This window comes from Staphylococcus sp. HMSC068G11, assembly GCF_001815825.1.
In the GTDB taxonomy this organism is placed as follows: Bacteria; Bacillota; Bacilli; order Staphylococcales; family Staphylococcaceae; genus Staphylococcus; species Staphylococcus epidermidis.
The window spans coordinates 41,955-67,390 of sequence record NZ_KV822090.1; the positions used below are offsets into that span (position 1 = coordinate 41,955).

Annotated in this window: 26 protein-coding genes and 1 riboswitch; of the genes, 14 read left to right on the plus strand and 12 right to left on the minus strand. The window is 31.8% G+C overall.

The annotated features are described in order from the left end of the window. The first annotated feature begins 4 nt into the window (after positions 1-4). Positions 5-1,699: a CDP-glycerol--poly(glycerophosphate) glycerophosphotransferase gene (locus HMPREF3058_RS06425; protein WP_002491421.1), complete on the plus strand. Its 1,695-nt coding sequence runs from the start codon at positions 5-7 to the stop codon at positions 1,697-1,699. Between the two features lie 369 nt (positions 1,700-2,068). After that, positions 2,069-2,764: an HAD family hydrolase gene (locus tag HMPREF3058_RS06430; RefSeq protein ID WP_002491423.1), complete on the plus strand. Its 696-nt coding sequence runs from the start codon at positions 2,069-2,071 to the stop codon at positions 2,762-2,764. Between the two features lie 88 nt (positions 2,765-2,852). Here HMPREF3058_RS06430 and HMPREF3058_RS06435 read toward each other — a convergent pair whose 3' ends face one another. The 4 genes from HMPREF3058_RS06435 to HMPREF3058_RS06450 all read right to left on the minus strand — a co-directional run bounded on the left by HMPREF3058_RS06435 (position 2,853) and on the right by HMPREF3058_RS06450 (position 6,585). Next, positions 2,853-4,157 (minus strand): NtaA/DmoA family FMN-dependent monooxygenase, encoded by a 1,305-nt coding sequence (locus HMPREF3058_RS06435; protein ID WP_002499559.1) that lies wholly within the window; start codon positions 4,155-4,157, stop codon positions 2,853-2,855. A gap of 48 nt (positions 4,158-4,205) precedes the next feature. After that, positions 4,206-4,958, minus strand: coding sequence for a 3-oxoacyl-ACP reductase (locus HMPREF3058_RS06440; protein WP_002491425.1), 753 nt, complete (start codon positions 4,956-4,958; stop codon positions 4,206-4,208). A gap of 100 nt (positions 4,959-5,058) precedes the next feature. Further along, a riboswitch (TPP riboswitch) is annotated at positions 5,059-5,158 on the minus strand. A 154-nt stretch (positions 5,159-5,312) separates the two neighbouring features. After that, on the minus strand, positions 5,313-5,975 hold the full coding sequence (locus tag HMPREF3058_RS06445) for a deoxynucleoside kinase (RefSeq protein ID WP_002491461.1): 663 nt from the start codon (positions 5,973-5,975) through the stop codon (positions 5,313-5,315). Then, the gene (locus HMPREF3058_RS06450) at positions 5,968-6,585 is read right to left on the minus strand and encodes a deoxynucleoside kinase (protein ID WP_002456016.1); all 618 of its coding nucleotides are present in this window, start codon (positions 6,583-6,585) and stop codon (positions 5,968-5,970) included. Before HMPREF3058_RS06450 ends, HMPREF3058_RS06445 begins: the two co-directional genes overlap by 8 nt. Positions 6,586-6,651: 66 nt before the next feature. On the opposite strand from HMPREF3058_RS06450, the gene tadA reads away from it, so the two are divergent. The 4 genes from tadA to sdrG all read left to right on the plus strand — a co-directional run bounded on the left by tadA (position 6,652) and on the right by sdrG (position 12,130). Further along, positions 6,652-7,158 carry a tRNA adenosine(34) deaminase TadA gene (gene tadA / locus HMPREF3058_RS06455; RefSeq protein WP_002491445.1) on the plus strand — a complete coding sequence of 169 codons (507 nt, stop codon included), beginning with the start codon at positions 6,652-6,654 and terminating at the stop codon, positions 7,156-7,158. 167 nt (positions 7,159-7,325) lie between these two features. Further along, a complete protein-coding gene (locus HMPREF3058_RS06460) occupies positions 7,326-8,204 on the plus strand; it encodes a Cof-type HAD-IIB family hydrolase (RefSeq protein ID WP_002486812.1) in 879 nt (292 codons plus the stop codon). A 4-nt stretch (positions 8,205-8,208) separates the two neighbouring features. Then, positions 8,209-8,775 (plus strand): NADPH-dependent FMN reductase, encoded by a 567-nt coding sequence (locus HMPREF3058_RS06465; protein WP_002490265.1) that lies wholly within the window; start codon positions 8,209-8,211, stop codon positions 8,773-8,775. 442 nt (positions 8,776-9,217) lie between these two features. Further along, positions 9,218-12,130 (plus strand): MSCRAMM family adhesin SdrG, encoded by a 2,913-nt coding sequence (gene sdrG, locus HMPREF3058_RS06470; protein ID WP_070731218.1) that lies wholly within the window; start codon positions 9,218-9,220, stop codon positions 12,128-12,130. A gap of 364 nt (positions 12,131-12,494) precedes the next feature. Here sdrG and HMPREF3058_RS06475 read toward each other — a convergent pair whose 3' ends face one another. The 7 genes from HMPREF3058_RS06475 to HMPREF3058_RS06505 form a co-directional block, all read right to left on the minus strand. Next, positions 12,495-13,997 (minus strand): glycosyltransferase, encoded by a 1,503-nt coding sequence (locus HMPREF3058_RS06475; protein ID WP_002491411.1) that lies wholly within the window; start codon positions 13,995-13,997, stop codon positions 12,495-12,497. A gap of 370 nt (positions 13,998-14,367) precedes the next feature. Then, positions 14,368-14,766, minus strand: coding sequence for an arsenate reductase (thioredoxin) (arsC, locus tag HMPREF3058_RS06480; protein WP_002445750.1), 399 nt, complete (start codon positions 14,764-14,766; stop codon positions 14,368-14,370). Positions 14,767-14,782: 16 nt separating this feature from the next. After that, entirely contained in the window at positions 14,783-16,075 is a 1,293-nt protein-coding gene (gene arsB / locus HMPREF3058_RS06485) for an arsenite efflux transporter membrane subunit ArsB (RefSeq protein ID WP_002445751.1), read from the minus strand. Beyond that, positions 16,072-16,389, minus strand: coding sequence for an ArsR/SmtB family transcription factor (locus HMPREF3058_RS06490; protein WP_002445752.1), 318 nt, complete (start codon positions 16,387-16,389; stop codon positions 16,072-16,074). Before HMPREF3058_RS06490 ends, arsB begins: the two co-directional genes overlap by 4 nt. A gap of 143 nt (positions 16,390-16,532) precedes the next feature. After that, positions 16,533-17,411, minus strand: a complete 879-nt coding sequence (folE2, locus tag HMPREF3058_RS06495; protein ID WP_002445753.1) for a GTP cyclohydrolase FolE2 — start codon at positions 17,409-17,411, stop codon at positions 16,533-16,535. Between the two features lie 13 nt (positions 17,412-17,424). Then, entirely contained in the window at positions 17,425-18,090 is a 666-nt protein-coding gene (bshB2, locus tag HMPREF3058_RS06500) for a bacillithiol biosynthesis deacetylase BshB2 (RefSeq protein WP_002445754.1), read from the minus strand. Between the two features lie 15 nt (positions 18,091-18,105). Continuing rightward, positions 18,106-18,468: a YojF family protein gene (locus tag HMPREF3058_RS06505; protein WP_002445755.1), complete on the minus strand. Its 363-nt coding sequence runs from the start codon at positions 18,466-18,468 to the stop codon at positions 18,106-18,108. A 284-nt stretch (positions 18,469-18,752) separates the two neighbouring features. On the opposite strand from HMPREF3058_RS06505, the gene nagB reads away from it, so the two are divergent. The 8 genes from nagB to HMPREF3058_RS06545 all read left to right on the plus strand — a co-directional run bounded on the left by nagB (position 18,753) and on the right by HMPREF3058_RS06545 (position 24,779). Continuing rightward, positions 18,753-19,484 carry a glucosamine-6-phosphate deaminase gene (gene nagB / locus HMPREF3058_RS06510; protein ID WP_002491459.1) on the plus strand — a complete coding sequence of 244 codons (732 nt, stop codon included), beginning with the start codon at positions 18,753-18,755 and terminating at the stop codon, positions 19,482-19,484. A gap of 121 nt (positions 19,485-19,605) precedes the next feature. Then, on the plus strand, positions 19,606-20,238 hold the full coding sequence (gene hxlA / locus HMPREF3058_RS06515; protein WP_001832167.1) for a 3-hexulose-6-phosphate synthase: 633 nt from the start codon (positions 19,606-19,608) through the stop codon (positions 20,236-20,238). Position 20,239: 1 nt separating this feature from the next. Further along, positions 20,240-20,788, plus strand: coding sequence for a 6-phospho-3-hexuloisomerase (gene hxlB / locus HMPREF3058_RS06520; protein WP_002499570.1), 549 nt, complete (start codon positions 20,240-20,242; stop codon positions 20,786-20,788). A gap of 121 nt (positions 20,789-20,909) precedes the next feature. Beyond that, complete coding sequence (locus tag HMPREF3058_RS06525) at positions 20,910-21,557, plus strand: HAD family hydrolase (protein WP_002491443.1); 648 nt, start codon at positions 20,910-20,912, stop codon at positions 21,555-21,557. A 117-nt stretch (positions 21,558-21,674) separates the two neighbouring features. Then, positions 21,675-23,036 carry a long-chain fatty acid--CoA ligase gene (locus HMPREF3058_RS06530; protein ID WP_002491442.1) on the plus strand — a complete coding sequence of 454 codons (1,362 nt, stop codon included), beginning with the start codon at positions 21,675-21,677 and terminating at the stop codon, positions 23,034-23,036. A 2-nt stretch (positions 23,037-23,038) separates the two neighbouring features. Then, on the plus strand, positions 23,039-24,187 hold the full coding sequence (locus tag HMPREF3058_RS06535) for an acetyl-CoA C-acyltransferase (protein ID WP_002499571.1): 1,149 nt from the start codon (positions 23,039-23,041) through the stop codon (positions 24,185-24,187). Continuing rightward, positions 24,153-24,515, plus strand: a complete 363-nt coding sequence (locus HMPREF3058_RS06540; RefSeq protein ID WP_001832023.1) for a protein VraC — start codon at positions 24,153-24,155, stop codon at positions 24,513-24,515. The genes HMPREF3058_RS06535 and HMPREF3058_RS06540 overlap by 35 nt, the downstream gene beginning before the upstream one ends. Before the next feature lie 3 nt (positions 24,516-24,518). Then, positions 24,519-24,779, plus strand: coding sequence for a hypothetical protein (locus HMPREF3058_RS06545; protein WP_002445761.1), 261 nt, complete (start codon positions 24,519-24,521; stop codon positions 24,777-24,779). A 283-nt stretch (positions 24,780-25,062) separates the two neighbouring features. On the opposite strand, the gene vraX is transcribed toward HMPREF3058_RS06545, so the two are convergent. Continuing rightward, the gene (vraX, locus tag HMPREF3058_RS06550; protein WP_002445763.1) at positions 25,063-25,242 is read right to left on the minus strand and encodes a C1q-binding complement inhibitor VraX; all 180 of its coding nucleotides are present in this window, start codon (positions 25,240-25,242) and stop codon (positions 25,063-25,065) included. Between the last annotated feature and the right edge of the window lie 194 nt (positions 25,243-25,436).

The following is a 25,436-nucleotide window of genomic DNA, read 5'->3' on the forward strand; positions in this document are numbered from 1 at the left end:
AACTATGACAAAGCAAAATATATTTATAGATGACATTTATTGGGAACGTGTCCAACTCTACGTCAAAGGACATTTTGACGGAGTAAAACCTACAAGAAATTTCCTTCTTAGAAACCTAACAGAAACAAAGCTATTAAATGCTAATCATGTTAATATTCAAGAATCAACTTTTGAGGCAAGATTTAATATTGCTATTTTAGAAAAAGGCAATTTTTTAAGTACAGGTAATTATATATTAATCAACCGACAAGAAGATGAATACGTCTGCCAAATTAATCCAAAATTTTTGAATGATAAAAAAAAGCAAATGACTTTAGAGGAGTTAAGAGATTACGACTCACTTGAGACCCAATCGTTACAAAAAAGTTATTTATTAAAAAAATATGGTAAGAGTTTTCAAAGATATAATAACAAAGAGATTAAATCTTACGTCATTGTTCCAGCAATTTCCCAAGAAGTTAATGAGTTTATTTTTAAAGTTCAATATAAATCTGAAATAAAGAAAATAAGTAAACTTAAGCATTTATCATTCATATTACATAAAACTTTGAAGAAAATTAGTTTCAATGTGAGAGATAAAATCTATTTGTCGATATTTAACATTTCCAAAACAGTATATAAGAATAATAAAAATCATGTTTTGTTTACATCAGATTCTAGAGCAAATATGTCAGGAAATTTTAAATTTATATACGAAGAAATGCTTAAACAACAATTGGACAAAACACTTGTCATTCATTCCATTTTTAAACCTAATATAGCAAATAGGAGATCGTTTATTGATAAATTAAAATTCCCATATTTTTTAGGAAAATCTAAATATATTTTGGTTGATGATTATCATCCGATGATATATAAACTTCAATTTAGAGAAAACCAAGAAATAGTTCAAGTATGGCATGCCGTGGGTGCTTTCAAGACTGTAGGATTTAGTAGAACTGGGAAAAAGGGAGGACCTTTCATAGACTCTATTGGCCATAGGAATTATAGTAAAGCTTATGTTTCGTCAAATAATGATATTCTTTACTATGCTGAAGCTTTTGGAATTGAAGAACATAAGGTTATTCCAACAGGTGTTCCACGTACGGATGTCTTGTTCGATGAATCTTATAAAACACGCATTAAACAAAGTTTAGAAACAAAATTACCAATTATAAAAAATAAAAAAGTCATTCTTTTTGCACCTACATTTAGAGGAAGTGGACATCGCACAGCACACTATCCTTTCTTTAAAATTAATTTTGCAAGATTAGCTAGTTATTGTGAAAAACATCAAGCTACTGTTTTGTTTAAAATGCATCCTTTTGTTAGAAATAAATTAAATATCCCAGCAATTTATAATAAATATTTTTTAGATATTTCAAATTACCGCGAAGTAAATGATGTATTGTTCATTACGGATATTTTAATCTCTGATTATTCTTCTTTAATCTATGAATTTTCAGTTTTTAAAAAACCAATGCTTTTTTATGCTTTTGATTTGGAAGATTATATTTACACGAGAGATTTTTATGAACCTTATGAAACCTTTGTTCCTGGTAAAATAGTGAAAACTTTTGATGAACTTATTTTAGCGTTAGAAAATAATGATTTTGAATTTGAAAAGGTAAAACCGTTTTTAAATAAGAATTTTAAATATAAAGATGGTAAATCGAGTGAACGATTAGTTAAAGATTTATTTAACAAATTTTTTCAGTAAAAGAATTTAAAGGTTCTAATTTATGCTAATTGTAACAATAGATAAATAACAAGTTAGAAAATTTATATCATAGTGAAACAACTCTAAATCTAGTTATGTCTAGTAAATTTTCAAAGTATAGTTAAGTCATTTCGTTTTTAGCAAGTTCTAGATTAGTGATGTACAATACGTATTATGAATAGAGTCTTTTAAAGTATGTATTAATTAATAAAAGTACCTAAAGAAAAATAGCCATTTTTAATTTTGAACCCAATTTTAGTTTTTATACTTAAATAAAGTTCAGTTTCCTATAATTGTCATGCAATCTATAATATAATAGTTGATGTAACTATAATTAATATAAAAATCATTTTCAGGAGAGAATTAAAAGTGGAATGGATATTATTTGATAAAGATGGTACATTGATTGAGTTTGACAGTAGTTGGGAAAAAATTGGCGTACGTCTCGTTGATCAACTTTTAGAAACCTTTCCAGTACATGATAAGGAAGCGGCACATCGCCAATTAGGCATTATCGATAAAAAAATTAAGCCAGATTCTGTTATGGGATCGGGTTCATTAGGTGAAATTATAGAGTCTTTTAATGGTGTAACAGGTAAAGAAACATCAGATTGGACAAAGGATACGAGTCAGGAACTCATTGATTCAAGAGTGCCTGAAAACAATTGGATTGATGGTGTACAAGAAACTATTCAAGCTCTTAGAAATGAAGGATATCACATAGGTATAGTAACAAGTGATACTAAAAAAGGAGTCGATCAATTTCTGGAGGAAACGCAAACTAGAAATCTCTTTGATTTAGTAATTTCTACAGAGACACACGCAGAAGAAAAGCCACATCCTAAAGTTTTAGATCCACTATTTAATGCTTTTGATGTTGAACCAGAAAAGGTAGCAATAGTAGGAGATACGGCCAACGATATGAAAACCGCGATTAATGCAAATTTAGGATTAGCTATCGGTGTGCTAACAGGCGTGGCTAAAAAAGAGGAACTCTACGACGCAGATGTCATCATTAATAGTGCAAAAGATGTTAAACAAGTTATAGAGCAATACGGAAAATAAAATTTTAAAATTGAGTAAGACGTAGATGTGTGAGTCGATTCGCACGTCTACGTCCTTTTTCTTTTAATAATACAAAAAAACATCGGTTTTATGAGTCGAGATTTAATAATGTACGTAGTGTAGATTGATTATAAGAATTTTTAAATAAAGCACGACGTTGTAGTTCTGGTATAATGTATTTTACAAAATCTTCAAGGCTATGGGGTAATGAAGGTGGCATCAGATTAAAGCCGTCTGCAACGCCTTCATTAAACCACTGCTCCATCTCATCCACTATCTCCTCAGGTGTACCTATAAGAGTAAGATGACCACCACCGGCACTTAAGTAACCTAATAATTCTCTTACAGTCGGTTGTTTATCTTTTATAATGGCTAAAACTGTTTCATATCGACCAATTGGACCTTTGAAATTTTTAACAGGAGGTAAGGGAGGAACTGGTTCATCTAATTCCCAATCTGAACAATCTTGTTGAACAAAAAAACTGAGTTGCTTTAAAGCATCTTCAATGGGTAATTTTTGATCAAGTTCTGCTTTTTTTGATAATGCTTTTTCATGGGTTTCACCTACATAAGTTACTAAACCAGGGAAAATTTTAATTTTTCTATCTGGATGTTGAGTTTTAGAAATAGCATCAGACAATTTCTTTTTATAACTACGTGCTTGCTTGATATCCCATGAAACAGAGTAAACAGCATCAGCATATTTTGCTGCTAATGCAATACCTTCTTTTGACGCACCGGCTTGCATAGATACTGGTTTACCTTGAGGACTTTGTGGTGTTGTATGTGGTCCTCGTACTTGAAAATAGTCTCCCTCATGATAAAAAGGTTTAATATCTTTAGACTCAATAATTTTGTTGTTGTTTTTATCTGGTACATAAGATGCAGTTGACCAAGAAGTGAATAGCTGATTCATTACCGATGCAAATTCATCTGCTTTTTTGTAGCGCTCATGTCTTTCTGGTAAGCATTGAAGACTGTGATTTTGGGCTTCAATATCTGTCATGGATGTGACTAAATTCCAACCCACACGGCCATGAGATAAGTAGTCTAGACTTAATAATTGACGAGAAGCGGTGAATGGATTTGAAAATGTACTCGATATTGTTGGCACTAATCCTATATGTGATGTAACTTGTGCAATAGCTGATAAGTTAATTATAGGATCAAACCAAAAAGCGGGCATAGTAGTATTATCACTTGCATTAAAGGCTTGATTATCTGCAAAAAAGACGATATCCAAAAGACCTTTTTCAGCTATTTGAGCTAAATGCTGATAATAAGATATGTTGCCGATATCCTCAATATTAGAATCTTTCGTACGCCATGCCGCTTGATGATGACCACATCCGTACAGTAACACACCTATGTTAAGAAAGTGATTATTTGTCATATGAACACCTCATTAATTATTATCTTTTTGTAAAAAATACACAAACAATTAGTTCATTGTTAAACCACCGTCAACGGTAATATTTTGACCTGTTACGCCACGTGCTTCATCTGAAGCGAGATATACGACCATATTGGCTACATCTTGAGGTGATGTTACTTTTCTAAGAGGTGTAGTTTGAGCAATTAAATCAAACACTTCAGGTGTAGTGACTGCACTTGCATCAGTCGTTTTGAGTAATCCTCCAGAAACAACATTTGCTGTAATACCATATTGTCCAAGTTCTGCAGCAATATTACGAGTAAAGCCAATGAGACCTGCCTTTGCTGTTGTATACTCATGATAAGGTACGACTGGATTTTGATACAAATTGGTTCCAATGCTAACAATGCATCCACTTTGTTGTTCTATAAATTGTGGTATGACGCTTTGAGTCACATTAAATGCTCCTTTTAAAGTACCATTAAGTTGTTGTTGATAATCTTCCCAAGTTAAATCTTTAAACGATTTTTGCTGATTTGGATCAAATTTAAAACCAACAAGTGCATTATTAATGACTATATCTATTTTTCCAAAATGTTGTGTGGCAGTTTGAATCATTCGATTCACATCGTTTCTGTCTGTCACATCAGCTTGAAGAGCTATAGCCCTACTTTGATTATAATTTCTAATTAATTTTTCAGCTTTATCCTTATTTTGTTTGTAATTAACAACAACATTGTAGCCTTTTTCTAGTAAAGTTATTGCAATTTTAGCGCCTAATCCACGACTACTTCCTGTGATAATTGCAGTTTTTTTCATCTTCATGCCCCCAATATTTTTATTTGTATAAGAAAAAATGCACAACCTTCATGAGAAAAGTTGTGCATCCAAATCAATATATAAAGACAGAATGATAATTAGATGAGATTCAACACTTTCCTCCGCTAGTATAAGCTAGTTCAGGTTCAAAGGGTTTGGATGATATCCATCTCAGTTAAAAAACACCCCTAGTGCATATAATTCACTTATAGTATAAACATAGAATTTTTATAAAATATTGTCAACATTCTTAATAATAGCTATATCTGTTATTTTAATATTTGAGTAAAAGGTATATGAAATAACTTGTGAAAGTATATAAATATGAGCTCTAACTTTCTATAATTAGATATATTATCTCGTATCCACTTGTCGGTATGCTTTAATAACTTGAGCAATTTTATCAATGACTGGATCAAGGGAGTCTACGTCTTCGTGTATGTCATATTCGTTAATATTAAGTCGAACAACAGGACATGCATTAAAATTGTTAATCCAATTTTCATACCGTTTAAATAGTTTTTTCCAATATTCTGGATCTGTATTGATTTCCATGTCACGTCCCCGCTGTTGAATACGATCAATCACTTCATCATAATCACATTCTAGATAAATCAGAACATCAGGCTTTGGAAAATAAGGTGTCATAACCATTGCATTAAATAATTCGTAATACGTGTGGTAGTCGTCAGCACTCATTGTTCCTTGTTCTTCGTGCATTTTTGCAAAAATATCCACATCTTCATAAATTGAACGATCTTGAACGAATCCGCCACCATACTCAAACATGCGTTTTTGTTCCTTAAAACGTTCAGCAAGAAAGTAAATTTGAAGATGAAAGCTCCAACGTTCAAAATTATGATAAAATTTATCTAAATAAGGATTATGGTCTACATTCTCAAAGGAAGTTTTAAAATTTAACTTGTCAGCAAGTGCTTGTGTTAACGTAGATTTACCAACCCCTACAGTACCAGCAATGGTTATTACTGCATTTTTAGGAATACCATAATTATTCATCTTTATTTTCTCCAATCATAGGTTTTACTAAATTTAAAATATTTTGGTAATCGTAATCATTTTTAACGAAATCTTGTTGCGACGTATCAATTCGAATGACATTTGCACCGTCATTCTTTAATGATTCATAATAAGCAAGATAATCTTTTTTTAAAGTAAGTAAATAGTCATCTTCTATTTGAGATTCAAAGCTACGATTACGTTGTGCAATTCTAGATTTTAATACATCTAAATCAGCATCTAAAAAGATAATTGTATTTGGCATTTCGATATCTTCAGTTAAAATATCAAAAATACGACTGAATTTATCAAATTCTTTAGCATCTAAAGTATTTTTAGCAAAAATTTTATTTTTATGAATGTGATAATCGCTAACTATACCTTGATTTAGCGACTCAATATCTCTAATCTGTTTATATCTGTTACATAAAAAGAACATTTCAGTTTGAAAACTCCATTTTTCTATATCATCATAAAAATCAGATAGAAATGGATTTTCATCAACAATTTCCTTCTCTTCATAAAAACCAAACGTCTTGCTTAAACGATGAGCAAGAGAGGATTTACCAACACCTATAGGTCCTTCGATTGCAATAAATGGTTTATTCATAATCACTTCTCCAAATGTTAAGATAGACAATGAGTATTGTACCATAAGTGAGGTGTTCCAACACATATGAAAAAAAATCATGATTACATGCGCTTAGCAATTAATGAAGCATACAAAGCCAAAGCATTAGGAGAAGTTCCAATCGGAGCAGTTATTGTTAAAGAGGATCAAGTCATTGCACGTGCACATAATTTAAGGGAAACATTGCAGCAACCTACTGCCCACGCAGAGCACATAGCGATAGAACGGGCGTCAGAAGTTGTCGGCAGTTGGAGATTAGAAGAATGTACGTTGTATGTTACATTAGAGCCCTGTGTCATGTGTGCGGGCACTATTATTATGAGCCGTATTCCCAAGGTTGTGTATGGTGCTACTGATCCCAAAGGAGGTTGTTCAGGAAGTCTTATGAATTTATTAGAACAACCCCAGTTTAATCATAGGGCAATCGTAGAAAAAGGAATTTTAGAAGAAGAGTGTGCAGAACTATTGAGAAGTTTTTTTAAGGAAATACGTGAAAAGAAAAAAGCAGAAAAACAGGGGAAGATACAAAAGGATATAAATTTGTTAAAATGATGTCGTACATAAATAAACGTATTTTTGAAGTCTAGTAAATCGTTAAAGATTGTGTGATAACATATAACAATGATGAAGTTAAGACACATGCTACACACATTAATTTTAAATCAATTAAAAAAATTCATATAGCATCACTTTAAAATAAGTGGAAACGAGGTCAACTAATGATAAAGCTAATAGCAACTGATATGGATGGAACATTACTTAACGCTGGTCATGAAATCACCACTATGAATCAAGAAGCGATAAAATTTGCGCAAGCGAACGGCATTACAGTAGTTATTGCAACTGGCAGAGCGTTTTACGAGGCACAAACACCTGTTGCTGAAACAGACTTAAAAGTACCTTACATATGTTTGAATGGTGCAGAAGTTCGTGATGAATCATTTAATATAACGAGTACATCGCATCTTAATCATGATTTAGTACACAAAATTACGACAGCACTTAAAAATAATCATATTTATTATCAAATTTACACAAACCGTGGCATATATACAGAAGATCCTAAACGTGATTTAGCAATCTATATAGATATTGCAGAACGTGCGGGTCAAAAAGCAGATGTAGCCAAGATACGAAATAATATACAAAAACGCATAGATAACGGTACTTTAAAAGTTGTAGATAATTATGATTCAATTGAAGATATTCCTGGAGAACTTATTATGAAGGTGTTAGCTTTTGATGCAGATTTAAGTAAAATCGACAAAGTGGGTCAAGAGTTAGCATCATCACCAAATTTAGCAGTATCCTCATCATCAAGAGGTAATCTAGAAATCACTCATTCAGACGCTCAAAAAGGCATTGCCTTATCAGCTATTGCTCATCAATTGGGTATAAATTTAACAGATGTGGTAGCAATAGGAGATAATTTAAATGATATTTCGATGCTAGAACGAGTAGGTTATCCAGTAGCAATGAATAATGCTACAGACGAAGTTAAACATATTGCTAAATATGTCACAGAAACCAACGAAAATAGTGGAGTTGGAAAAGCAATCATGAAAATATTAAAAGAGGAAAATAATTTAGAGGTGTAAAATAATGAAAGGTTTAATTATTATAGGGAGTGCTCAAATAGGGTCTCATACGAACGCTTTATCGAAGTATTTAAAAGGGCAACTCGGTGAACACGATGTTGAGGTGGAAATCTTTGACCTAGCTGAGAAACCCATTCATCAATTGGATTTTGCTGGTACAACACAAGCAGTTGATGAAATTAAAAACAATGTCAAATCTTTACAAAATAAAGCAATGGAAGCAGATTTCTTAATTTTAGGAACGCCAAATTATCATGGATCGTTTTCAGGTATTCTTAAAAATGCACTTGACCACCTTAATATGGACCATTTCAAAATGAAACCCGTGGGACTCATTTGCAATAGTGGAGGAATAGTAAGTTCTGAGCCATTATCACACTTAAGAGTCATCGTACGTAGTTTACTTGGTATTGCTGTACCAACGCAAATTGCTACACATGACTCTGATTATGCTAAATTAGAAGATGGTACCTTATACTTAGAAGATAATGAATTTCAACTACGCGCAAAATTGTTCGTTGATCAAATTGTATCTTTCGTAACAAATAGTCCATATGAACACTTAAAATAATCATATTTTATGATTTGTTTTTATCAAGCAATATCATTAAATTAGCTCCCTTTGATGTTTTTAGTAAACATTAAAGGGAGTCTTTATATTTATTGCCTTAATAAAACATATACATGATTTTTGAGATTTAACTTTAAAATATTCCATAAAACACTGTGACAGAGATGTGCATAATACTAATATGAAACACAGCGGTTATTTATATTTTTATCATTTGAAATAGTTTGGTGACAGTTTTTTTGATGAATATAGTAATAATTTCAACTATTTATGTTATTAGAATTTTAAGAAATGTAGAGCGAATTAATTAACTGTTTATTAAATGTTTGTTAACATATTTAAAAAATATTGCAAAAAAGACTTATATACTATATTGTATTTTACTCTAGAAACGATTTTTACTTGAAAATTACATTGAAATAGTCAAAGATAAGGAATTTTTATGATTAATAAAAAAAATAATTTACTAACTAAAAAGAAACCTATAGCAAATAAATCCAATAAATATGCAATTAGAAAATTCACAGTAGGTACAGCGTCTATTGTAATAGGTGCAACATTATTGTTTGGTTTAGGTCATAATGAGGCCAAAGCTGAGGAGAATACAGTACAAGACGTTAAAGATTCGAATACGGATGATGAATTATCAGATAGCAATGATCAGTCCAGTAATGAAGAAAAGAATGATGTAATCAATAATAGTCAGTCAATAAACACCGATGATGATAACCAAATAAATAAAAAAGAAGAAACGAATAGCAACGATGCCATAGAAAATCGCTCTAAAGATATAACACAGTCAACAACAAATGTAGATGAAAACGAAGCAACATTTTTACAAAAGACCCCTCAAGATAATACTCAGCTTAAAGAAGAAGTGGTAAAAGAACCCTCATCAGTCGAATCCTCAAATTCATCAATGGATACTGCCCAACAACCATCTCATACAACAATAAATAGTGAAGCATCTATTCAAACAAGTGATAATGAAGAAAATTCACGCGTATCAGATTTTGCTAACTCTAAAATAAAAGAAATTAACACTGAATCCGATAAAGAAGAGAATACTATAGAGCAACCTAATAAAGTAAGAGAAGATTCAACAACAAGTCAGCCGTCTAGCTATAGAAATATAGATGAAAAAATTTCAAATCAAGATGAGTTATTAAATTTACCAATAAATGAATATGAAAATAAGGCTAGACCATTATCTACAACATCTGCCCAATCACCCATCAAGCGTGTAACCGTAAATCAATTAGCAGCAGAACAAGGTTCGAATGTTAATCATTTAATTAAAGTTACTGATCAAAGTATTACTGAAGGATATGATGATAGTGATGGTATTATTAAAGCACATGATGCTGAAAACTTAATCTATGATGTAACTTTTGAAGTAGATGATAAGGTGAAATCTGGTGATACGATGACAGTGAATATAGATAAGAATACAGTTCCATCAGATTTAACCGATAGTTTTGCAATACCAAAAATAAAAGATAATTCTGGAGAAATCATCGCTACAGGTACTTATGACAACACAAATAAACAAATTACCTACACTTTTACAGATTATGTAGATAAATATGAAAATATCAAAGCGCACCTTAAATTAACATCATACATTGATAAATCAAAGGTTCCAAATAATAACACTAAGTTAGATGTAGAATATAAGACGGCCCTTTCATCAGTAAATAAAACAATTACGGTTGAATATCAAAAACCTAACGAAAATCGGACTGCTAACCTTCAAAGTATGTTCACAAACATAGATACGAAAAACCATACAGTTGAGCAAACGATTTATATTAACCCTCTTCGTTATTCAGCCAAAGAAACAAATGTAAATATTTCAGGGAATGGTGATGAAGGTTCAACAATTATCGACGATAGTACAATCATTAAAGTTTATAAGGTTGGAGATAATCAAAATTTACCAGATAGTAACAGAATTTATGATTACAGTGAATATGAAGATGTCACAAATGATGATTATGCCCAATTAGGAAATAATAATGACGTGAATATTAATTTTGGTAATATAGATTCACCATATATTATTAAAGTTATTAGTAAATATGACCCTAATAAGGACGATTACACGACGATACAGCAAACTGTGACAATGCAAACGACTATAAATGAGTATACTGGTGAGTTTAGAACAGCATCCTATGATAATACAATTGCTTTCTCTACAAGTTCAGGTCAAGGACAAGGTGACTTGCCTCCTGAAAAAACTTATAAAATCGGAGATTACGTATGGGAAGATGTAGATAAAGATGGTATTCAAAATACAAATGATAATGAAAAACCGCTTAGTAATGTATTGGTAACTTTGACGTATCCTGATGGAACTTCAAAATCAGTCAGAACAGATGAAGAGGGGAAATATCAATTTGATGGGTTAAAAAACGGATTGACTTATAAAATTACATTCGAAACACCGGAAGGATATACGCCGACGCTTAAACATTCAGGAACAAATCCTGCACTAGACTCAGAAGGCAATTCTGTATGGGTAACTATTAACGGACAAGACGATATGACTATTGATAGCGGATTTTATCAAACACCTAAATATAGCTTAGGGAACTATGTATGGTATGACACTAATAAAGATGGTATTCAAGGTGATGATGAAAAAGGAATCCCTGGAGTAAAAGTGACGTTAAAAGATGAAAACGGAAATATCATTAGTACAACAACAACTGATGAAAATGGAAAGTATCAATTTGATAATTTAAATAGTGGTAATTATATTGTTCATTTTGATAAACCTTCAGGTATGACTCAAACAACAACAGATTCTGGTGATGATGACGAACAGGATGCTGATGGGGAAGAAGTCCATGTAACAATTACTGATCATGATGACTTTAGTATAGATAATGGATACTATGATGACGAATCGGATTCAGACTCAGACAGTGACTCAGATTCAGACAGCGACTCAGATTCCGATAGTGATTCAGACTCAGATAGCGACTCAGATTCCGATAGTGATTCAGACTCAGACAGTGACTCAGATTCCGATAGCGATTCCGACTCAGACAGCGACTCAGATTCCGATAGTGATTCAGATTCAGACAGCGATTCAGACTCAGATAGTGATTCAGATTCCGATAGTGACTCAGATTCAGACAGTGATTCAGATTCCGATAGCGACTCCGACTCAGACAGTGACTCAGGATTAGACAATAGCTCAGATAAGAATACAAAAGATAAATTACCGGATACAGGAGCTAATGAAGATCATGATTCTAAAGGCACATTACTTGGAGCTTTATTTGCAGGTTTAGGAGCGTTATTATTAGGGAAGCGTCGCAAAAATAGAAAAAATAAAAATTAAATTATTCAAATGAAATTAGTGAAAGAAGCAGATACGACATTTGAATAGAAAGTATATTTAGTCCAACAAATATAAGGTGTTGATTAAAACTATAATATAACTTTCACGTTTATCATATCTTGTGAAAAAGACGATGCAAACAAGGTCATTTTTATTAAAAATGACTGAAATGTATAATTTTTAGAGAAACAGATGTAACTCACAATCTGACAGTGATTTAATAGAGGAACCGTGAATTTTAAATGAATTCATGGTTCCTTTTTATCGAATGAATAAAAATTCTTTTATGTAATACAAAAAAATACTATGAAACCATTTAATGATAAATGACTTCATAGCAAAATTTGACTTATGTTTTTATGCTTTAGTTAAAATGTTGAAGTAAATTTTTCCACAGTAACATGATTTGTGTTTGAGAATACTTTTGTGCAGTTTCAATACAATGGTGAGAAAAAGATTGTTGAAGTTGGGGGTTGTTGAGCAATAATTTTACTTTTTCAAATAGCATGTGTTGATTATTCTTTTCTATTAAATATCCATTCTTACCGTCCTGTATCAATTCACCTGGACCATATTGAATATCATAACTGATAGAAGGTACACCATGTGATTCACATTCTAATAATGCTAAGGAAAAGCCTTCCATATTACTTGTTATTAAATTTAGATATGCATCTTGATACTCATCAGTTAAATCTTTTAAAAAACCTCTTAATATTACGTGTTTTTCTAGTCCTAATTCTTGAATGCGTTCTTTTAAATGTTGTTCTTCTTTACCAAAACCATACATATGTAGTTCGATATTTGGAAACGTATCTTTAAGCCTATTAATAAGTTCAATTTGTTGTATCAATTGCTTTTCAGGTGAGTATCTTGCGACAGAAATAATTTTTTTAGGTAAAACATAGTTATTTTTATTATAGTCATCGTTCATTTCAAAAGATGAATAACCAACTGGAATAGCATATACTGGAATGACTCCTCTGATTCTCTCAATTACGTCAGCTTTTTGCTGTTGTGTTGAAACAATGATGGCTTTATACCTTTGTAAATGTTCAAAAACCCCTTTATAAACATTTTTGATTGGTGAATGCGTTAAATCAGTAACATCTTTAACATGAGTGCTATGTAACACTGCAATAACAGGGATGTAAGATGCAACTATGTTAAATATATGTGATGTAACAAGGTTACGATCGCTAAAGAATAAGTCATTACTTTGATATATTGTTTCAATAAAAAAAGCACCTAGCTCAGTTTCATTGTTTAAAAAGTGCGTTTTACCTAAATGATTTAATATAATCTTTTTTGCCACATAGGGATGATTTGAATTAATATCATAATACTTTTCAATTTTCACGTTTCCTTGAGGAGAAAGATAGTACTCTGCTTGTATTTTTTGGTCCGTTGATAAAACTCTAACGCAACTTAAAAATCCACGTGTATCGTATAACTCTCTTTTTATTTTTCTTCTAGATGTATCAAAGTAATTAATATAATCAATTTTTTGATAAGCTTCATCAGCAAAATGCGCATACATTATAAATTGTTGTTGATCATAAATCCGAACGTCATTTGTCTCAGAAACAGGTTTTATAGTATAGCCACATTCATTTCTCCAGTAATGAATCCAATTTTTACTGAACACTGATGTTACGTTACTTGCTTCTTGAAAATAATCATACATGTTTATATAATCTTCGCTATTAATATATTGCGATGCTGTTTGAGTTAAATAGCGATTCCATGCTAGTAATAAGATTTTAGCTTGATAATGATATGCTTTAAATAGGTTTAATCGATTAATCATTGCTTTTTCTATACCAGCAGTTTTATGACCGATGTTATTACCTACAAAATAGTACATAATTTACCTCATATAGTTAAGTTTATTTTACAAACATTGTAACATAATAAAAACTTATAATATTAATAAAACTAATAAACATTTAAAAATAATTTATACGAAAATACATACTACTAACTATATTTACCTCTTTATAATCAAAAAATTTAAAATAACGAGTCACTTACAAACGAGCTTATAATAAAATTTATTGTGTGTGAATACAACTATTGTGATAGCACCCACAATAAACGATTTTAGTTGTTTATCATGATTACTCCACTTAGTATATTTCTGTTATTGTAGTTTCACTCATCAGTATGATAGCGAAGTATGTTGTTAAATTTGTTGAAAAGTATAAATAATAGTGAGTTTTAAGTTTTGAGTTAAGTTACACTCTATGAGCAAATGTTTCGATCGCTGCTTTAATCTCATCTCTTACACGTTGAAATTCTGACCAATCTTTACCAGCAGGATCATCAAATCCCCAATGTTCTTTAGTGACGTTTTTAGGTAAAACTGGACAGTTTGCATCTGCATCACTACACAATGTGACAACTATATCAGACGCTATTAAAATGTCATTGTTTATCAGGTCAGAAGTGTGATGTGAAATATCAATACCGACTTCTTTCATAGCTTTTATAGCATGCGGATTAACACCATGTGTTTCAATGCCAGCAGAATATACATTCCATTTATCACCTAATATTAATTTTCCAAAACCTTCAGCCATTTGACTGCGACAAGAATTACCAGTACAAATAAAATAAATAGTTTTCTTTTGCATAAAAAAATCTCCTAATTTAAAAGATAATAAGTGTTAGGTAAAGACCTAACAAAGTAAAGAATAATACAGGTATAGTAATTACAATACCCGTTTTAAAGTAAGTACCCCAAGAAATTTTAACTCCTTTTTGAACTAAAACATGTAACCATAATAATGTAGCAAGAGATCCAATGGGTGTGATTTTTGGTCCTAAATCTGCTCCAATCACATTGGCATAAATCATTCCTTCTTTTATAGAACTTATAGCATGCGATTGATCGATGGCTATTGCATCAATAAGTACGGTAGGCATATTATTCATAATTGCTGAAAGAAATGCGGATACAAATCCCATGCCCATAATACTGCTAAAAAGTCCGTGCTGAGCTATTGATGATAAAATATCTGCTAAAATCAATGTCATCCCTACATTCTTTAAGCCAAAAATAACAAGATACATACCGATAGAAAATATCACGATATTCCACGGAGCCCCTTTGATAACTTGTTTCGTATGCACTACATTAGACTGACGCGCTAATAATATAAAAATCACAGCTATAGCTCCAGTGATAAATGATACAGGTATATGTATGAACTCACTCACTAAGTAACCTATAAGTAATAAAGCTAAAATAATCCATGAAATTTTAAATAATCGTGTGTCTCGTATAGCATCTTTAGGTTCAGAAATACTTGATATATCAAAAGTTTTAGGGATGGATTTTCTAAAGTAAAACCATAAAACTAAGATACTAGCTAATAGAGAAAATAAATTAGGTATAAACATACGCATTAAATATTCAACAAATTTAATACCAAAGTAATCTGCTGATACAATGTTAACTAAATTACTTACAACAAGTGGCAATGAGGTGGAATCTGCTATAAACCCACAAGCTATAATAAAAGGAAATACTAACTTATTATTGAAACCTAAATTTCTTATCATTGCTAAAACAATAGGCGTCAAAATTAAGGCTGCACCATCATTAGCAAAGAATGCTGCAATAAGCGCCCCTAATATCATGATATATATAAACATCTTTAATCCATGTCCATTAGATGCCTTAACCATATGAATAGCTGACCATTCAAAGAATCCTATCTCATCAAGAATCAATGATATAAGAATGACTGAGACAAAAGTTAGTGTAGCATTCCAAACAATTCCGATCACTTCTAATATATCTGTAAAATTTACTACACCCGTAATAATAACTAAAAGTGCTCCAATGATTGCTGAAATACCTATGTCTAACCCTTTAGGTTGCCAAATGATTAAGGTTAAAGTGATGAAAAATATTACAATTGCTAATACAGTAGTCATGAAATTTCACCTTTCTTTATAGTATGACAAATACATTGGTTATGAGTTGAATGAAGTAAATTTAATTGATTTGTCACTTGTTCAAATAAGCGGTGATTAAGTTCGTATATTTGTTTATTGCCAACTTTGTTTGCAAACACTAATTTGCAATCAACAAGTAACTTCATATGGTGGCTTAGTGTTGGTTGTGAAAAGTTAAAATGTATAAGTAAATCACACGCACACAATTCACCACAAGATAATAAATCTAAAATTTCTAATCTGCTAGGATTCGCAATGACTTTTAATATGTTAGATAATTGAATATATGACATAAAATGGCCTCCTATAACATAACATAGATTATCATCTATATAGATAAACGTCTATGCTATATTGGTATTTTAGTTAAAAAAACATGCCAGTTGTATCTTATAAAATAAAAATACAACTGGCATTGTAATTGAAAATCGATATTTTATTTGCGATATTTCAGGCGTGCGAAAGCATCATGCTGGTGGATAGACTCTTCATTACGACATTCAATATCGAACCCTTCAATCCAATCAAATTCAACTAAGTCTGCTGCAATTAGTCGAATTAAATCTTCAACAAATCGTGGGTTTTCATAAGCACGTTCTGTTACTCGTTTTTCATCAGGACGTTTTAAGATTGGATATAAGATAGAACTAGCGTTGGCTTCCATAGCGTCTAAAATTTTATTTTTATAATCATCGATGACATCATTATTTTTATCTAAATATGCTTTAACTGTAACGATACCACGTTGATTATGTGCAGAATATTCACTAATTTCTTTTGAGCAAGGACATAGTGTTGTTACTTTGGCTTGAATAGTTAATTCTTTGCGTGTAACGGTATGATTTTCAATAGCTAAACCATAAGTAACATCTGCATGACCTACAGCTTTAATATGTGTAACAGGACTATAACGATCAAAGAACCATTTACCTGACACATCAACACCTGCAGCATTTTGATTCATCTTGTCTTGTAGCGTACGCAACAATTGATGTAGTGTGTTAAATTCAAGTTCAATGCCATTATCATAATGTTTTTCAACGCTTTCTAATATGCGACTCATATTAATGCCTTTTTCATTTTTATTTAAACTCGTTGAAAAACTAAATAAACCAGCTGTTTGATACTGATCAATTAAAACTGGATAAGTTAAATTTTTAATGCCTACTTCCTCTATTTCAAATAAGAAATTTTTGTGAGTGCTTTGTAAATCGGTCATTTCATTTTTAGTAGTTGGTTTCGTACCTTTGACAGGGTCAACAGAACCGAAATGTTTCCAACGACCCTCTCTAGTGGATAAGTCAAATTCTGTCATGTTTTACCTCCATTTAAGATTCAAAGTGATATGTCCAAAATGGCTCTATTTTTAAGAAACTTTGTGCTTGACCATCTATTTCGGGACTGGCAAGTTGTTTTAAAAATGGTCCTGTTTGTGAAGCGTGCGCTTCGAAAGCTTTGAGTTTTATATCACTATATTGCGATATGTCATTTTGAATATCAGGTTCCCCAAGAATTTCCGGTGCATCATTGCTAAACGCTACAAGTGTAAGACGTGGGCGATCTGACACATGCATGCGCCCAACTGTACGTACTACAGCTTCTGCAGTTGCTTCGTGATCTGGGTGGACTGCAAATTTAGGATAGAACGAAATAATTAATGATGGATTTGTCTCGTCAATAAGTGATTGAATCATTTGATCCATTTGATCGTAAGGTTCAAATTCAACAGTTTTATCTCTTAACCCCATTTTCCTTAAATCTGTAATCCCAATTGCTTTGCATGCTTCTTCTAACTCACGTTCACGTATAAGTGGTAAAGATTCTCTTGTTGCAAAAGGAGGATTACCTAGATTACGTCCCATTTGTCCTAGGGTGAGACATGCATATGTGACGGGAATACCTTTTTCAATGTAACTTGCGATAGTTCCAGCAGACGAAAAGGTTTCATCATCAGGATGAGGGAAAATCACAAGTACGTGTCTTTCATCAGTCATGATTAGCAACCTCCTTTATATAGTAAATGGCTGTTTACTTATTTCTATTGTAGCAGCCAATTGCCCTTCATAATTAAAACCTGCAATTAAAAATTCGTTATTCTTATTAACTTCATAGTGCGTAAGTCCTTGCACGTAAACCCAGCCACCATCTTTTAATTTAAGACCTACACGATATGGATCTTTGTCGCCCCCTTTAAGTTGTGCATGTTCAAAAGTCACGACAATATTTCTTAAAAATGTTCCAGCGTTAAATACGCGTTGATCGAAATGATTTGCATAAGCACCATTTGTTGTTTCAACGTGTAGGTAAACAGGCTGATTTGCGTAAGAAGTTAATAAATCTAGCACTTCTTGTTCTTTAATTGGTTCCAACACGTTCACTCCCTTAAACTAAATAATATGTTACTGACGGACTACCGATAAACATATTATTTACCAGCAAACTCGTTTATCTATCTATTGTACTAGAAAGCTATGTATATTTGTACACGAATGCTCGATTTAATTAGGAAAAATTCAAGAAAAAACGTTGAATACTACATATAGAGCGTTAATATGTTTAAAATCTTAATCATTTGTTACATTATAGTTTAAGAGATACAAAAGAGTAAGGCGTAAGTCATCAATCATTGCCATATTGAAATTAGAGGTGTTTGATATTGAAAATTATTAATTTAGATTCAAAAAATCTTGCGTCATTTTATGTAGCATGCGAGTTGTTTAAACAGATAAAGCAGTCCCCTCATACCAAACTTGGTTTAGCAACTGGTGGAACTATGACTGACGTATATCATTACTTAGTAAATTTATTAACCAAAAATAAAGCTGATGTGTCGCAGGTTGAAACATTTAATTTAGATGAATATGTAGGTTTAAAAGCAAGCCATCAGCAAAGTTACCATACCTATATGAATAAAGTGCTATTTGAGCAATATCCTCATTTTGCTAAAAATCACATTCATATTCCTGATGGCTATTCAGAAAATCTAGAAGCAGAAGCGGAATTATATAACAAATTATTAGATGAAAGAGGTCCAATTGATATTCAAATTTTAGGAATTGGAGAAAATGGTCACATTGGTTTTAATGAACCAGGAACAGACTTCAATAGTGAAACACATGTGGTGAACTTAACAGAAAGCACCATAAAAGCAAATAGTCGATTTTTTGACAATGAAACGGATGTTCCTAAACAAGCAGTTTCAATGGGATTAGCAAGTATTTTAAAAGCTAAAAGGATTATCCTACTTGCATTTGGTCCAAAGAAAAAAGAGGCTATAAGTAAACTGTTAAATGAACAGGTTACCGAAGATGTACCTGCGACCATTTTACACACACATCCTAATGTAGAAGTTTATGTAGATGATGATGCAGCACCAGATTGTTTATAATTATTTAGTAGTTTATATAGTAGTTTTTATATACAAAATATTTTATGTGTTTAATAAGTTTAGTGAAGGGTATAAAACTATAAGCAAAAGAGAATTTCTCAAAATGAAAGGATGAATTTCATTGGAACTACAATTAGCCATTGATTTATTAAATAAAGAAGAAGCAGCAAAATTAGCTCAAAAAGTTGAAGAATATGTAGATATTGTTGAAATCGGTACACCAATTGTAATTAACGAAGGCTTACCTGCAGTTCAACATTTAAATGAAAATATTAATAATGCTAAAGTATTAGCTGACTTGAAAATTATGGATGCAGCAGATTACGAAGTAAGCCAAGCAGTAAAATATGGTGCAGATATTGTTACAATTTTAGGTGTTGCTGAAGATGCTTCAATTAAAGCAGCAGTTGAAGAAGCGCATAAACATGGAAAAGCATTGCTTGTTGATATGATAGCAGTGCAAAACTTAGAACAACGTGCTAAAGAACTAGATGAGATGGGTGCAGACTATATCGCAGTTCATACAGGTTACGACTTACAAGCAGAAGGAAAATCTCCATTAGATAGCTTGCGTACAGTTAAATCTGTAATCAAAAACTCTAAGGTTGCAGTAGCAGGTGGTATTAAACCAGATACTATCAAAGATATTGTAGCTGAAGATCCAGATTTAGTTATTGTTGGTGGCGGTATTGCGAATGCTGACGACCCTGTAGAAGCAGCAAAACAATGTCGAGCAGCTATTGAAGGTAAATAAGATGAGTGAATTTAATAATTATCGTCTTATTCTTGAAGAGTTAGATGCTACTTTATCTCAAGTAGATAATACAGAATATGAACGTTTTGCTAATGATGTTATAGGTGCAGATCGCATATTTACAGCTGGTAAAGGTCGTTCAGGTTTTGTTGCAAATAGTTTTGCAATGCGCTTAAATCAATTAGGTAAAAATGCCTACGTTGTAGGTGAGTCAACAACACCTTCAATTAAAGAACATGATTTGTTTATTATTATTTCAGGTTCAGGTTCTACAGAACATCTAAGATTATTAGCTGAAAAAGCACAATCTGTCGGTGCAAAAATTGTCTTATTAACTACAAATGCGGATTCGCCAATCGGTAATCTTGCAGAGACAGTTGTTGAATTGCATGCAGGTACTAAACATGATGTTGAAGGTTCAAAGCAACCACTTGGTAGTTTATTTGAACAGGCCTCACTTATATTCTTAGATAGTATTGTATTACCTTTAATGGATGCATTTCACATTAGTGAAAAAGCAATGCAAGAGAATCATGCTAATTTAGAATAACTAAAATGAGAGATAAGCACTTTTGTCTATGATTAGACAAAGGTGCTTTTTTAATATATGGTGCAACATTACTCCTTTAAGTGTATATTTATAATATAACTTAAACTATGAGGTGAACATCATGAATTTTGATAGTTATATTTTTGATTTTGATGGAACGCTAATTGATACAACAACGTGTCATGTTAAAGCTATACAAAGCGCTTTTAAAAGATTAAATTTAGATGAACCTACAGAACAAGCTATTTTACATACATATCATTTAAATTTATATAACAATTTTAAAACGCTAGCTTCACATGAATTGTCTTTTTATCAAATAGAAAAATTAATAGATGAATATCATCGTTGTTTTAGCAACGATGAAATACATCAATCAAAAGAATATACCGGAATAAGTGAAGCATTACAATTTTTACATAACCAAAAGAAAAAAATATTTGTAGTATCTAATAAAGAGACACTAACAACGCAAAGGTATTTAGATTATCTCGGATTAAGCCGTTTTATAACTGATTCATTAGGTGTCTGTATTAAAAATGAAGACAAACTTCTTTGTGAAATGATCCAAAATTTGATACAAAAACATCATTTAATGGTAGGTAAAACCGTGTATATAGGGGACACAGCACAAGATATCAAGAATGCGAATCAAGCTCATGTGCAAACATGCGCTGTTACATGGGGAGCACAATCTGCACACGAATTGTTGCATGAAAATCCTCATTATGTTGTTAATGATCCAGAAGAACTTTTAACAATTTTATAATATTTTCAATGGTAGGATAATCATTCATGAGGAATTTTATCCTGCTCTTTTTTTAAAACTATGAAGCAAGTATAATGTAAACATAATTATATAGAGTGTTTACAAGTGGTGATGAAGATGAAAAAAATAATGGAATATTTACAGCATTATATTAATCAATACCCGCATCGATTAGCTTTAGTGTTTGAAGATCGATATCTAACGTATGGAGAATTAAGTAAAGAAATTCATCAGGCTAGTATGCGCTATAATGAAGTAAAATTAAACGAAAAAGTAGGGCTAATGGATGACCATCCTGTAAATAATATTATTAACTATTTTGCGGTACATCAAAGAGGTGGAATTCCTTGCTTTTTTAATCATCAATGGAGTAATGAAAGGATACATCAACTTGTAAAAAGTTATGACATACAATGGTTAATTAAAGATAATCATCTTACCTTAAATCATGATAACTCAATTTATAGTGATGAGGTTATCCCACGTAATGTTATACATATAGGTTTCACGTCAGGAACTACAGGTTTACCCAAAGCATTTTATAGAAATGAACATTCTTGGATAGTTTCTTTTAAGGAAAATGAGAAATTACTCCAGAATTGTGAAGAAACCATTGTAGCACCTGGTCCTTTATCACATTCACTTTCATTGTACGCATGTATTTATGCATTAAGTACTGGAAAAACATTTATAGGTCAAAAAAATTTTAATCCACTATCTCTTATGCGTCTTATTAATCAGTTGAACAAATCGACAGCAATATTTGTAGTGCCAACGATGGTACAACAACTTATTTCTACACAACGACATTGTTCATTGATTAAAAGTATTTTGAGTAGTGGTGCTAAACTTACATTGCAACAGTTTCAACAAATCAGCACTTTATATCCACAAGCAAATTTAATAGAATTTTTTGGGACATCTGAAGCAAGTTTTATAAGCTACAATTTTAACCAATCATGTCCTGCTCATTCTGTAGGTAAACTTTTCCCTCATGTCGAAACACAATTATTAAATCAAGATGATGATGCAGTAGGATTATTAGCCGTTAGAAGTGAAATGGTGTTTAGTGGTTATGTGGGACAGAGCAATCAAGAGGGGTCATGGATTAAAACAGGTGACTTCGCTTATATTAAAAATCAACATTTGTTTTTAGTAGGTAGAGAGAGTGACCGTATTATAGTTGGGGGAATCAATGTATATCCAACAGCTATTGAAAGTTTAATTATGGATATTGAAGGCATTGATGAGGCGCTTGTCATCGGTATACCACATGCTAAATTTGGAGAAATAGCGATATTGCTTTATTCAGGTAAAGTACAATTGAATTACCGACAAATTAAATCTTTTTTAATGAAACAACTTTCAAGACAAGAAGTTCCATCAAAATTAAAGAAAATTGACCATATGATTTATACAGAATCGGGAAAGATTGCTAGAAAAGAGATGAAAAATAAATTTATTAATGGAGAGTTATAAAAATGAAACAACCTGTTATTATTGCAGCAAAACGTATAGCCTTCGGTAAGTATGGTGGCCGATTGAAGCATTTAGAACCTGAATCATTACTAGAACCTTTATTTAATCATTTTACAGATCAGTATCCAAAAGTAATGTCTCTTTTGGATGACGTCATTATAGGTAATACGGTAGGTAATGGTGGGAATTTAGCTAGAAAATCATTACTCGAAGCAGGATTAGATTTTAAAATACCTGGTATAACAATTGATCGTCAATGTGGTTCAGGTCTTGAAGCCGTTATACAAGCCTGTAGGATGGTACAAAGTGGTGCTGGAACAATATATATTGCAGGTGGTGTTGAGAGTACCAGTAGAGCTCCTTGGAAAATCAAACGCCCGCAGTCAGTTTATGAATCTGAGTTTCCACAATTTTTTGAACGGGCGCCTTTTGCAAGAGAAGGAGAAGACCCTTCAATGATTGAAGCCGCCGAAAATGTAGCGAAAAAATATCACATCAGTAGAAATGAACAAGATGACTTTGCTTATCGCAGTCATCAGTTGGCATCAAAAAACATGAATAACGGTAATATTTCCCAAGAAATTTTACCGTTCAAAGTGAAAGGTGAATGTTTTAATCAAGATGAAAGTATTAAACCTCAACTCACTCTCAAAACACTAGGCAGACTTAAACCGCTTTTAAATGAAGGAACAGTCACAGTAGGAAACAGTTGTATGAAAAATGATGGTGCAGTATTACTGATTGTTATGGAAGAAAATCGGGCACGTCAATTAGGATTCACCGAAGGGATTAAGTTTGTAAATAGTGCTACTGTAGGTGTTCAACCTCAGTATTTAGGAGTGGGTCCAGTGCCAGCAGTAAATCAATTATTAGCTCGGGAACGATTAACTATAAATGATATAAATGTAGTAGAATTAAATGAAGCATTTAGCTCTCAAGTTATTGCTAGCCAACAACAACTTAACATACCTTTGAATAAGTTGAATTGTTGGGGTGGAGCAATTGCTACAGGGCATCCATATGGTGCAAGTGGAGCAGCGTTAGTCACACGTTTATTTTATATGAAACATCAATTTAGAACTGTAGCAACTATGGGAATAGGTGGAGGAATAGGAAATGCAGCTTTATTTGAAAGATGGTATGGAAATTAGAGAAGTTCAATTTACAAATGAAGAAGTTCAAAATTATTGTGAATTGCTTAATATAAAGTATGACCATTATGTTCCTACTCTTATGTGTGCCAAGTTATGGCCACAATTTGAGTTGTTTCAATCTTTTTCAAAGAAGCCTATCATATTAAAAGAGACACACATTAAGACACAACATCAACTTCAGGTCGATTGTACCTATGAAGCGACATTGCATAAGGTTTCACAAAAATTAATTAAAAATATTATTAAGTATACATATGGACTCGAAATAAATAAAGATAAAAAACATTGTATGTATATAAAACAAATATTTATCGAGGTAAGATAAATTATGAAATTTACAATAGAAATGGTGAATGAATATTTAACTATAGTTAATGATGAGAATCCGATCCATCGTTCCATTGTACCGGGACAACTCATATGTGAAAAAGTATTTTCTGAACTTAATGTGAATTGGATGAATTACAAAATTAAGTACTTAAAACCAATAAATATAGATGAGGAAGTACAATTTTTAATAAAAGAAAATGATGAAATTATAGTTTTTAAAACGTATGATGATATCAAACTAACAATTACTAGAAGTTGAGAATGATAAAAATAATAATCTTTTTTAAAATTAAATAATTAAAAACGCTAATGTTAGCAATGCTCAAAGGTTCTCTCCGAGCTACAAAAGGGGACAAGTTTTGGCTAACATTAGCGTTTCTTACTTGTTAGGGTGAGTGTTAATTTAGGGATGATAGAATGTCTTTAAAGCTAAACGTATTAAGGGACTAAATGCTTTAAAACTCATTTTATTTGGGTCTGGAAATACAAAAGTGCTAATTCTCAATTAGGTTTGATGCAATGTCTAGATGTCTAGAATAACGTTAACGATATGAGTAACTTGTCGGCATGTTGTCAACGTCATTCTCTAGTAGAGAGAGCAATTGATAGATTTCATACTTATTAAAAGTTTCATCACATTTTATAGTAATTGTCTTGAAAGTTTTAGTTATGATTTCATAAACGGGTGTTCCATTTTCTATATTTCTTCTGTAGATAATCATGTTGTTTATACCTCCCTTGCCTCTCTACACTTTAAATAATAAAGGATAAACCATAAGAAATCATGGGTCTGTAGTATCAAATTTACATACGACGATAAACTGATTACTTTCTAAGACTTTATATGTATACAATGTTTATTACGGTTTGAAAGGAAAGAGAAGAGAGGCTGGGACATAATTCCTAGCAAAATAGC

Bases quoted from the DNA above. Each gene is read 5' to 3' on its own strand.
- HMPREF3058_RS06475 (WP_002491411.1), bottom strand. From the start codon at position 13,997: ATGTACTATTTTGTAGGTAATAACATCGGTCATAAAACTGCTGGTATA.
- HMPREF3058_RS06545 (WP_002445761.1), top strand. From the start codon at position 24,519: ATGAAATTTACAATAGAAATGGTGAATGAATATTTAACTATAGTTAAT.
- HMPREF3058_RS06540 (WP_001832023.1), top strand. From the start codon at position 24,153: ATGCAGCTTTATTTGAAAGATGGTATGGAAATTAGAGAAGTTCAATTT.
- folE2 (WP_002445753.1), bottom strand. From the start codon at position 17,411: ATGACAGAATTTGACTTATCCACTAGAGAGGGTCGTTGGAAACATTTC.
- HMPREF3058_RS06435 (WP_002499559.1), bottom strand. From the start codon at position 4,157: ATGACAAATAATCACTTTCTTAACATAGGTGTGTTACTGTACGGATGT.
- HMPREF3058_RS06440 (WP_002491425.1), bottom strand. From the start codon at position 4,958: ATGAAAAAAACTGCAATTATCACAGGAAGTAGTCGTGGATTAGGCGCT.
- HMPREF3058_RS06450 (WP_002456016.1), bottom strand. From the start codon at position 6,585: ATGAATAAACCATTTATTGCAATCGAAGGACCTATAGGTGTTGGTAAA.
- HMPREF3058_RS06465 (WP_002490265.1), top strand. From the start codon at position 8,209: ATGAAAGGTTTAATTATTATAGGGAGTGCTCAAATAGGGTCTCATACG.
- hxlB (WP_002499570.1), top strand. From the start codon at position 20,240: ATGAGTGAATTTAATAATTATCGTCTTATTCTTGAAGAGTTAGATGCT.
- HMPREF3058_RS06460 (WP_002486812.1), top strand. From the start codon at position 7,326: ATGATAAAGCTAATAGCAACTGATATGGATGGAACATTACTTAACGCT.
- HMPREF3058_RS06425 (WP_002491421.1), top strand. From the start codon at position 5: ATGACAAAGCAAAATATATTTATAGATGACATTTATTGGGAACGTGTC.
- HMPREF3058_RS06530 (WP_002491442.1), top strand. From the start codon at position 21,675: ATGAAAAAAATAATGGAATATTTACAGCATTATATTAATCAATACCCG.
- vraX (WP_002445763.1), bottom strand. From the start codon at position 25,242: ATGATTATCTACAGAAGAAATATAGAAAATGGAACACCCGTTTATGAA.
- tadA (WP_002491445.1), top strand. From the start codon at position 6,652: ATGAAAAAAAATCATGATTACATGCGCTTAGCAATTAATGAAGCATAC.
- HMPREF3058_RS06525 (WP_002491443.1), top strand. From the start codon at position 20,910: ATGAATTTTGATAGTTATATTTTTGATTTTGATGGAACGCTAATTGAT.
- HMPREF3058_RS06445 (WP_002491461.1), bottom strand. From the start codon at position 5,975: ATGAATAATTATGGTATTCCTAAAAATGCAGTAATAACCATTGCTGGT.
- arsC (WP_002445750.1), bottom strand. From the start codon at position 14,766: ATGCAAAAGAAAACTATTTATTTTATTTGTACTGGTAATTCTTGTCGC.
- bshB2 (WP_002445754.1), bottom strand. From the start codon at position 18,090: ATGACTGATGAAAGACACGTACTTGTGATTTTCCCTCATCCTGATGAT.
- HMPREF3058_RS06535 (WP_002499571.1), top strand. From the start codon at position 23,039: ATGAAACAACCTGTTATTATTGCAGCAAAACGTATAGCCTTCGGTAAG.
- arsB (WP_002445751.1), bottom strand. From the start codon at position 16,075: ATGACTACTGTATTAGCAATTGTAATATTTTTCATCACTTTAACCTTA.
- HMPREF3058_RS06490 (WP_002445752.1), bottom strand. From the start codon at position 16,389: ATGTCATATATTCAATTATCTAACATATTAAAAGTCATTGCGAATCCT.
- sdrG (WP_070731218.1), top strand. From the start codon at position 9,218: ATGATTAATAAAAAAAATAATTTACTAACTAAAAAGAAACCTATAGCA.